3 protein-coding genes are annotated in these 6,284 nt (G+C 68.1%); 1 reads left to right on the top strand and 2 read right to left on the bottom strand.

Translation table 11 applies throughout. From position 1 onward, the window contains the following. Positions 1–182: 182 nt before the first annotated feature. On the top strand, positions 183–386 hold the full coding sequence (locus tag QNO09_RS31525; RefSeq protein WP_010982331.1) for a cold-shock protein: 204 nt from the start codon (positions 183–185) through the stop codon (positions 384–386). An 819-nt stretch (positions 387–1,205) separates the two neighbouring features. On the opposite strand, the gene QNO09_RS31520 is transcribed toward QNO09_RS31525, so the two are convergent. After that, positions 1,206–2,735, bottom strand: coding sequence for a hypothetical protein (locus tag QNO09_RS31520; RefSeq protein WP_283973658.1), 1,530 nt, complete (start codon positions 2,733–2,735; stop codon positions 1,206–1,208). Between the two features lie 85 nt (positions 2,736–2,820). Then, on the bottom strand, positions 2,821–6,261 hold the full coding sequence (locus QNO09_RS31515; protein WP_283973657.1) for a hypothetical protein: 3,441 nt from the start codon (positions 6,259–6,261) through the stop codon (positions 2,821–2,823). Positions 6,262–6,284 lie beyond the last annotated feature (23 nt).

Raw genomic sequence — 6,284 nt, 5'->3', positions numbered from 1 at the left:
CCCCTACGAGCCCTCGGCCTCACGTGACGAACCCGGACAGATCCCAATCATGCAATGACCCTGCGGTCGCCCGTGAGCGTGTACACGGGCGATTCTGTTGTTCAGAGTCTCTGAGGACCAGGGCGATCACCTCCGTTCCCGCACGGTGCGGGAACTGACTTCGAGTCCCCTTGGAGGGCAAAATGGCCAGCGGAACCGTCAAGTGGTTCAACTCGGAAAAGGGCTTCGGCTTCATCGAGCAGGACGGCGGAGGCCCCGACGTCTTCGCCCACTACTCCAACATCGCCAGCTCCGGCTTCCGTGAGCTCCAGGAAGGCCAAAAAGTGAACTTCGACGTCACTCAGGGGCAGAAGGGCCCTCAGGCGGAGAACATCACCCCAGCCTGACCTTGCACCTGAACGGCACCCGCCCCGCGGCGCTCGCTGGGCGGGTGCCGTTGCGATGTGGATTACGTGGTGATCCTCCGCGAATCGAGTACGCGGCGGACGTCGGTGAGGCGGAGGGCACGGTCATGCTGCCGCTCTCGCGGCGGGGTGAAACGCTCGCCCAGGCCCTCGCCGTGCTGCGTGGGATTGCGGAGGCCCCACAGGCAGGCCGGGCCGAGCGTCACGGCATGATTGACGCGTTCGAGGGCCTCGACCACTACATTCCCCGCCCGGGCCTTATCTGCACCTGTCAAGCTCCGCTGCTGGTAGCAGCTATGAAAGCTGTGCAGGCACGTTAGGCACCGTCAGTGCGGTCTCTTGTCGACGTCACTGTGTGGGTCGGGCGGCGACCGAAGTACCACCCGAAGAGGTCGCGAAGCGCCGATCAACGGGCCCTCGCGGTGCTGGCTGTGGATCGTCGCGTAATTCCCCAGCCGGAACTTCACGGAATGGCCAGGGACATCGCGGCGCCGACACCTTCGTCCCCAGGCGGACGCCGGAGCTGCTCTTCGTTCCCCACGGTCGCCAGGGATTCCGGGCCGCCTGATAGCCGCCGATCATTAGGGCTGGTCAGGGCGATCAAGGGTGGGCGAATGCCCAACGCGAAGCGCCGCCGAAGGCGCCCTTGAGGGCACTGTCTAGCCCCACACTCAGCAGTCGGGCGGCCCGTCACCGGCCGCAACCAGCTGGGGAATTACGTTGAGCTGAAGGTGCCTCCGATGGGGAATTGCATGAACGCTCAGTTGGCGTGGAGTGCCGGCAGGGCGCGCATGTCGAAGCTCAGTCCGTGTCCGCTTGCACGGGCTTGGTGCCGTCGGCGTGTTCCGCAGGTTGTTCGGCATCTTTTACCGCAGCGGGAGTGGCGCTGCCGTTGCCGAACGGCAGCCAGTAGAAGCGGCAGCGGCAATGTGGGTCGGAGTGGGATCCATAGAAATCGACGGTGAAGGTGTCGTCCTTCCGGACGAGAGCGGTGACGGTCGCTGTGCCGCAGTCTTCCCACCAGGCCTTCGCCTCACCAAAAGTGCTGCTTGTGATCGTGGCATAACCGCTCCCCCCGTTGTTGTACACCTCGACCGCCCCGACGACGAGTCCTGAGGTGCCAGCGGTGAACGTCCGGGAATCACCTCCCAACCCGGACTCGTGCAGCAGGCTCATGGGACTGCCCAGGCTTACGGGGCCGGCGGGCTGGAGCGTACCGCCGGTGTAGAGGTCTTCGGCGTTGAGTTGGCCGACGACGCCGAGGCCGTCGAAAACGCTGAGATGTCCAGCGACGCTGAGATTGTCAGCGAAGGTCACCTTGAGTCCATCATTCGAGCGGATTTCCTTGACGGTTAGATGGTGGTCCTTTCCGACGATCAATTCGCTGAACACGGCCGTAGGGACACGTGCCTGCAGCATTCCCGAAATCAGCCAAAGCGCCTCCCCGCCCCAATGGCCCGATAGGCTTTCAACCTTGAGTGTCTGCTCTTCGGCGATTGTCACGTTGGCGTTTGCGGTGACCTCACCGTTGAGGGTGGTGGTGCCGTTGACGGTGAGGTTGCCGAGGTCGAGGTCGGGCCTGATGACGGTGACGTGTGCGGAGAGGATCCGTACGACGGGGTTCGACGGGTCGCCGGCGGTGCCTCGTAGGTAGAACGTGGTGTCGGTTTTGATGTTGGTGATGGTTCGGGTGGTTTCGTTGGTGACGTCGGGGATGTGGACTTCGCCGTACAGCAGTTCGTAGGTGGCGTTTGTCGAGCGTTCCCAGGTCAGTTCGGCCTCACCGCCGTTGTCGATGACCAGCGGCTGGCAGATGAAGTTCCGCATGTAGAAGTCGGCCGGGAACTTGCCCACGTCGAAGGCGGTCTTGCGGTTATCGAAATCGGAGGAGCCAGTTTCGCGGGAGTCCTCGGTGACGGTGATCGGCGCTGTGCCGACCTTGCGGTTGATGGGGATCTGGGCGAGCTGGATCGTGAGCCCTTCCTGCGGGCCGATGGTGGCGTGGCTCGCCGTGGGGGTGAACACGAACTCATCCTTGTCGTTCAGCTCTACCGTCCAGTCGGGCAGGCTGATCCTGGGGACGACCTCGTCCAGGTTTGTGGCCAGGTCCGGTGACATCTCACCGGCCGGCACGTGCACTGTGATGGACCGGACGTCCGCCGCTGTGCGGTCCTGCCGTGAGGCGACGATGAGGAGCTCCCCGGTCTCCTCGGGTGCCTCGGTGTTCTCGGGTGACGCCTTGAGCGGGTCGGGTGTGGTGGTGATGGTGTACGACAGCAGCGGTTCCTTGGCGGTGTCGCCTGTGCTGCGGGTCGGTGAGACCAGGGCCATGAGGGGGTGTTCCTTCGGCTGTCGGGTGCCGCGCCGCCCACGGGCGGGAAAGGGGGTCGGCGCGGCCGGGGACGCTGGTGTGTTCTCAGTGGTCGGTGCGGCTGTGCGTGACGGCGTCGTCGAGAGTGAGGAAGCCGGAGCGGATCTCGGGTTCGGCGAGCGGCAGGTCGTACTGGTCCTGGGTGAGGATCGGCAGCTTCTCCCAGGTGCCGGCCCGGGTCTCGGACCAGGTCCAGGCGCCGGTGACGCCGGCCGGGGTGGGCATGAGAACGGTCTCCTCGACCTCGTCCGCGGGGCCGCGCAGTGTGGTGGTGGCGGCCAGCAGCGGCCCGGTGCGGAAGTGCACCGCCATGCGGGCGATGGCCTGGTCGGTGAACTCCTGGGGAACGAAGACCCGTTTGGTGGAGAGGATGTCGGTGGTGGCGTGCACGGCGGCGCGTGGGTCCATCAGCACGGTGGCGACAGCGGTGGCGTGGTCGCCGAAGTCCAGGTCCAGGCTGGGATTGTCCCCGATGGGCCGCAGGTAGCCGTCGCTGCCGTCGGCCGGTTCGATGACGGTCTCGAAGTGCTGGTAGTTGTCGTTGAGGACGTAGCCGATGAGGCCGTCGTCGCTCTGCTCGGCCTCGCCGAGGCGGATCGCCCAGGGGTAGTGCGGAAGCTGCGGTTGCGGCGGGTCGAACAGGCTCTGCCAGGAGACGTCGGTGCGCAGCGGGCCGCGTAGTTCCATGGTGAGGCGGGTGCGGACCAGGGCGAGGGGACGGCCGAGGAGGAAGCCGAGGCCGGGGTCGGCGGGGCCGTCGGGGTCGATGGTCTGCAGGGTGCGGTCGAGGGTGGCGCGGAAGGCGTCGAAGGTTTGCGGGCTGGTCATGACGGCGTTCAGCAACCGGCTGGTGTGCGTATCAAGCTGGCCGACCCCGGTCACGTCGGAGCCGGGCAGCGCCGACCAGGACACCTCGTGCTGTCCCTGCTCGTTGAGGGTGACCCGGAGTTCGCCGAGTGCTGCGCCGTCGGGCGTGTAGACGACGAGGGACTGGTCGAGGCGGTTGTGCAGCAGCCAGGCGCAGATGGGGTTGGCGCCGGGGGTCAGGTCGGTGTCGTCGTCGGTGGTGGCGGACAGGAAGTCGAAGCGCAGGCGGGCGGGCTGGAGGAGGCGGGGGCCGAGTTCGACCAGGCGGGCACTGTCGTAACCGCTGACCTGGTGGGCCGGGCGCATGGTGGCGGGCATCTCCGGCCGGAAGTGCTCGGGTTCGCCGATGAGGTTGACGGAGCGTCCGAAGCGGTCGACGACGGCCAGATCGAGGAAGGCGAGCTGGCCGGCGCGCAGTTCCTGGAAGGTGGAGGCGGGCCAGGGGTCCCAGTCGCTGGCGGGGATGCCGCCGGGGTTGGGCGGGGGGTAGTCGCCGTTGCCGACGAGGTCGGCGACAGTGCCGGTGGGCTGGAGGCCGGCGAGGGCCTGGCGCTGGGCGATGGCGGCGCCGAAGCCGTCGAGGGCCTGGGACAGCATGTCGCTCGCGGCGGCGTCGGAGCGGATCTGGCGCACGGTGTCGGCGGGCAGCTGGTCGCGCACGCGGGCGTAGCTGCGCAGGGTGCCCTCGATGATGTGTCCGGCGGTGGGGGCGAGGATCTGGCGGCCGGAGACGACCAGGGGTTCGCCGGGTTCGCCGGTGCCGTTCCACTGGTAGCGGGAGCGTTCGACGAAGTCCCAGTGCGCGCTTTCGCCGTCGCGGAACGGGATCGGGAAGTATTGGGCCTTCCACAGCAGGTACAGCGGCTGCCAGGGCATGCGCCACGCGGTGGTGCCGTATTCGGGCAGGGTGCCGGTGACATCGTTGATCGGGCCGTTTTCAAGGGCGCGGTCCAGGATGAGGAACTCGGTGAGCAGCGCGGGGAAGCAGGGCGGCTGGTTGGTGAGGTCGATCTGCGCGGCGACGGCGGCCACGTCGGTGGTGGTGATGCCGGACGCTGCGGTGACCAGGCGTTCGGGGGTGCGGCAGGGCAGGGCGGTGGGGCGGGTGAGCGGGGCGTGGAGGTTGGCGCCCTGCAGGGTGAGGACTGGGTCCGCGCTGTACTCGTAGTCCTGGGCGGGGACGCGGATCAGCCGGCGGGCGGCGCGCGTGCCGTAGGCGGGGTGCAGGGCGTCGATGCTCGCTGCCAGGTCCGCTTCGGTCTTTCCCCAGGGCAGGGCGTTGCGCTGTTCGGCCAGGCGGCGGGCGAGAGCGGCAACACGGCCGGCGGCGCCGTCGGGGTTGGCGGGGTCGAGCTCGGTGTTGACGCGGTCGGGGAAGTCGTTGGGCTGGTCGTCGAGGCGGCTGAGCCACCACAGGTGGTAGAGGTTTTCGCGGGCGGCGTCCAGGTCGGCTTCGGTGGCGTCGTGCTCGGCCTGCTTGCGGTTGAGGTCGGCGACGGTCTCGGCCTCCGCCGCGCGGGTTGTGCGGGAGACGCTGCGGCCGGTCTCCTCGCCGCGTTCGCCGATGAACCAGCGGTAGCCGCCCGGGACGGGGCCGAAGGCGGTGTCGTGGGCGCGGCGGTCGGTGAGGATGCCGGCTTCGGGGCGGTCGCGTTCTTCCAGGGCGTCGATGCCGCCGAGGAGGAAGGCCCGGAAAAGTTCCGCGTCGTCGGTGGTGAAGGCGCCTTCGCCATCGGCTTGGGCGCCGAGTTCTGCGATGGCCTCGGCGATGCTGTTGGAGACGACGGCGGTGACCTTGTCCGGGGTGGGGCAGTCGGAGTCGGGGACCGGGCCGGTCAGATCCCAGTCCACGCCGAGGACGGTCCCGGTGTAGACGGAAGAACGGATGCCGCTGCCGGACCCGGCGGGCCGGGTCCACCCCAGGCGGCCCAGGAGGGCGGTGAGGTCGTCGGCGTGCGCGAGGATGTCGCTGGCCGGATCCGCGTACCAGCCGGCGACGAAGTAGCTCAGTCGTTCCCGTTCCGGCCGCTCCTGCCCGGGCACGTCCTGCAATGTGTCGTGCATGGAGAAGACGTTCTTGTTGTAGGGCTGGAAGACGGAGAAGGTCAGCAGGCCGGGGCCGATCGCGGTGAGGAACGGCGCGTGCGGGCTGGCCGGTTCCTGCCAGGGGCCGTTCAGTTCGTGGCACTTGCCGATGAGGGTGGCGGCCGCCTCGGTGCTGTCCGGGTCCTGGAAGGAGACGCTGCCGTCCATCGGGTCGAGGTAGTCGCTCTCGACGATCCAGGCTTTGAGCGCATGGTCGCTTTGGCGGTGGCGGACGACGAGCCACCGGTTGGGGACGAGTGGGAAGTCGCCGACGCCTTCCTCGTCGTCGTGTCGGCCGCGGGTGAGGGCTGCGGGCAGCTCCCACTGGAGGTAGAGACCCAGGCGGTTCTCATCGCCATTCCAGTCCTCGGAGCCGGAGAAGGGCTCCGGCTCTGGGGGGACACCTTGGCCGACGTCCTTGAAGTTGGTGATCCAGCGGTTGAAGACGTGGGGGGTGGCGGTGTCGCGGGTCTGCCGGTTGACGGCCAGGGCCGTCACCTCGACGGGCACGACCAGGGTGTTGTCCACGGACATGGCCCGGGGTCCTTTCGTTCAGC

The sequence above is a fragment of the Streptomyces sp. 378 genome, assembly GCF_030124145.1.
In the GTDB taxonomy this organism is placed as follows: domain Bacteria; phylum Actinomycetota; class Actinomycetes; order Streptomycetales; family Streptomycetaceae; genus Streptomyces.
The sequence above is the reverse complement of the archived record's forward strand: the minus strand, read 5'-3'. Positions and strand labels throughout refer to the sequence as shown.